4 protein-coding genes are annotated in these 3260 nt (G+C 70.2%); all 4 read right to left on the bottom strand.

Annotation, left to right across the window (positions count from 1 at the left end):
- The coding region (locus P409_RS30180; protein WP_034847141.1) for a N5-glutamine methyltransferase family protein at positions 1-464 on the bottom strand (464 nt) is incomplete at its 3' end.
- Between the two features lie 222 nt (positions 465-686).
- The gene (gene prfA / locus P409_RS30175; protein WP_034847139.1) at positions 687-1766 is read right to left on the bottom strand and encodes a peptide chain release factor 1; all 1080 of its coding nucleotides are present in this window, start codon (positions 1764-1766) and stop codon (positions 687-689) included.
- Between the two features lie 81 nt (positions 1767-1847).
- Positions 1848-2990: a flavodoxin-dependent (E)-4-hydroxy-3-methylbut-2-enyl-diphosphate synthase gene (gene ispG / locus P409_RS30170; RefSeq protein WP_034847136.1), complete on the bottom strand. Its 1143-nt coding sequence runs from the start codon at positions 2988-2990 to the stop codon at positions 1848-1850.
- Positions 2991-3107: 117 nt separating this feature from the next.
- Positions 3108-3245, bottom strand: coding sequence for a RodZ domain-containing protein (locus tag P409_RS37430; protein WP_081991931.1), 138 nt, complete (start codon positions 3243-3245; stop codon positions 3108-3110).
- Between the last annotated feature and the right edge of the window lie 15 nt (positions 3246-3260).

Raw genomic sequence — 3260 nt, 5'->3', positions numbered from 1 at the left:
CGGGCTGCGGCCTCGCTGCGGTCGACGCCGATGCCGAAGGCGGCAGCGCGCTCGTGCAGCACGGCGAGCAGCAGGCAGCCGGTGCCGGTGCCGAGGTCGAGCACGCGCAGGGAGCGGTCGGCCGAGACCGCGGCCAGCGCCGCCTCGACCAGCGTCTCGCTGTCCGGCCGCGGGTCCAGCGTCGCCGGGCCGAGAGCGAAGTCGAGGCTCCAGAACTCGCGATGCCCGAGGATACGCGACACCGGCTCATGCGCGGCGCGGCGGTCCAGATATCCGGCGTAGCGGGTGGCCGCTTCCGCCGGCATGGCCTCGGCGGAGCGGGACAGGAGGCCGGTGCGGTCGATGCCGAGCGCATGCATCAGCAGGATGCGGGCGTCCGACACGGCGCCGTCGATGTCGGCAGCCGCCAGCTGGGCGGTGCCGTCGCGCAGGGTTTGGGCGATCGTGGGGGGGCGGGGGGTCATGGGGCGGTAGGGCCGCAACCCAACCAAGTCCCCCCTCCCCTTGCGGGAGGGGGGTAGGGGGAGGGGGTTCTCTCGGCCAGAGCCGAGCTCGACGTCCTGCCGATGAAGTCCTGGTCTCGGGGTCTGACTCGTTCGCGCGCGGACGCGCGCAGACCCCTCCCCTGCCCCCCTCCCGCAAGGGGAGGGGGGACTCAGATTGGTAAAGGCCAGCGCAATCCAGGCTCACGGCTGGTCGGCGAGGGCGGCGAGGCGGGCGGCCTCGTCCTCGGCGATCAGCGCCTCGACCAGCTCGTCCAGCGCCTCGCCCGCCATCACCCGCTCGATCTTGTAGAGGGTCAGGTTGATGCGGTGGTCGGTCACCCGCCCTTGCGGGAAGTTGTAGGTGCGGATCCGCTCCGACCGGTCACCGCTGCCGACCTGGCTGCGCCGGTCGGCCGCCCGCGCCGCGTCCTTGGCCGCGCGCTCGGCCTCGTACAGGCGCGCGCGCAGGATCTTCATCGCCTTGGCGCGGTTCTTGTGCTGCGACTTCTCGTCCTGCATCACCACCACGATGCCGGTCGGCAGATGGGTGATGCGCACCGCGCTCTCGGTCTTGTTGACGTGCTGGCCGCCGGCGCCCTGGGCCCGGAACACGTCGACCCGCAGGTCCTTGTCGTCGATCTGGACGTCGACCTCCTCCGCCTCCGGCAGCACCGCCACGGTGGCGGCGGAGGTGTGGATGCGGCCCTGGGCCTCGGTCTCCGGCACCCGCTGCACGCGGTGCGCGCCGCTTTCGAACTTCAGCCGGGCGAAGACGCCGCGGCCGCTGATCTCGGCCGACGCCTCCTTGTAGCCGCCCAGCGGCGTGTCAGCGATGTCCATCACCTCGAAGCGCCAGCCGCGGATGGCGGCATAGCGCTGGTACATGCGGAACAGGTCGGCGGCGAACAGCGCCGCCTCGTCGCCGCCGGTGCCGGCGCGGACCTCGAGGATGGCGTTGCGGTCGTCGGCCTCGTCCTTCGGCAGCAGGAGCACCTGCACCCGCCGCTCCAGCGCCGGCAGGCTGTCGCGCAGGGCGAACAGCTCCTCCTGCGCCAGGGCCTTCATCTCCGGATCGGTCTCGGCCGCCACCATGGCCTCGAGCTGGGCCAGCTCGGCCCGGCCCTTGTGCAGCGCCGTGATCTCGTCCGCGATCGGCTCGAGCTCGGAATATTCCTTGGAATAGGCGGTGAACTGGTCCGGCGACAGCTTGCCGGAGCCCATGCCGTCGCGCAGCTCGGCCACGCGGGACAGGACGCGGTTCAGGTTTTCGTCGAGTTGCACGGAAGGCTCAAATCAGGGGAACGGGCCGGTCGGTCGGATGATGATCCACCGAGGCCCGCTAACGGCCGGACAGGCGCACGCTCATTCCGCCGCCTGGGCCGAAGCCGCCTCGGCGGCGGCGCGCTCGGCCTCGATCTGCCTGGCCTTGTCCTCGACCAGCGACACCAGGTGGTCGACGATGCCCTCGTCCTTCAGCCGGTGGTCGGGCAGGCCGTTGATGTAGACCTGATGCGTGCCCTTGCCGCCGCCGGTGAAGCCGATGTCGGTCATCGTCGCCTCGCCCGGGCCGTTGACCACGCAGCCGATCACCGAGACAGTCATCGGCGTGGTGATGTGGGCCAGGCGCTGCTCCAGCACCTCGACGGTCTTGATCACGTCGAACTGCTGCCGGGCGCAGGACGGGCAGGAGACGATGTTGACGCCGCGGTGGCGCAGGCCGAGCGACTTCAGCATGTCGAAGCCGACCTTCACCTCCTCTACCGGATCGGCGGAGAGCGAGACGCGGACGGTGTCGCCGATGCCCGACCACAGCAGCATGCCGAGGCCGATCGACGACTTCACCGTGCCGCTGCGCAGGCCGCCGGCCTCGGTGACGCCGATATGCAGCGGGTAGTCGCAGGCCTCGGCCAGCGCCTGGTAGGCGGCGACCGCCAGGAACACGTCCGACGCCTTGCACGAGATCTTGAAGTTGAAGAAGTCGTGGTCCTCAAGGATCCGGATGTGGTTGAGCGCCGACTCTACCATCGCCTCCGGGCAGGGCTCGCCGTACTTCTCCAGGAGCTCGCGCTCCAGCGAGCCGGCATTGACGCCGATCCGCATCGAGCAGTTGTGGTCCTTCGCCGCCTTCACCACCTCGGCCACCCGCTCCTTCGAGCCGATGTTGCCGGGGTTGATGCGCAGGCAGGCGGCGCCGTTCTGGGCCGCCTCGATGCCGCGCTTGTAGTGGAAATGGATGTCCGCGACGATCGGCACGGTCACTTCCGGCACGATGTGCTTCAGCGCCGCGCTCGACTCCTCGTCCGGGCAGGACACGCGGACGATGTCGGCCCCGGCGATCTCGAGCTGCCGGATCTGGTCGATCGTCGCCTGGATGTCCGTGGTCCGGGTGTTGGTCATCGACTGGACGGTGATCGGCGAATCGCCGCCGACCGGGACCTTGCCGACATGGATCAGGCGGGACTTCCGGCGTTGAATCTGGCGATAGGCGCGGACAGCGGCGCTCATGACGGAACCTTAGGTGATGCGGCGTTCGTTGCGCGACAACATGGCCCTTTCGCGCCGATCCCGCAATCCGGGAGGCGGCATTGCGACCATGTGCGACGGCGCCCCCTCAGCGCCTGCTCAGTTCACCGACGCCCGGTCGCGCAGCTTCTGCGGGTCGAGCTGGATGTTGCGTACCACCTGGCCGGGACCGCCGAGCGACGCCACCGGCTGGCCGTCGACCTCGACCTGCAGCCCCCCGGCATTGCCGGTGGTCAGGCGCTGGCCTTCCTG

The organism is Inquilinus limosus MP06, from assembly GCF_000767795.1.
In the GTDB taxonomy this organism is placed as follows: Bacteria; Pseudomonadota; Alphaproteobacteria; order DSM-16000; family Inquilinaceae; genus Inquilinus; species Inquilinus limosus_E.
This window is presented reverse-complemented; position numbering and strand designations above follow the sequence as displayed.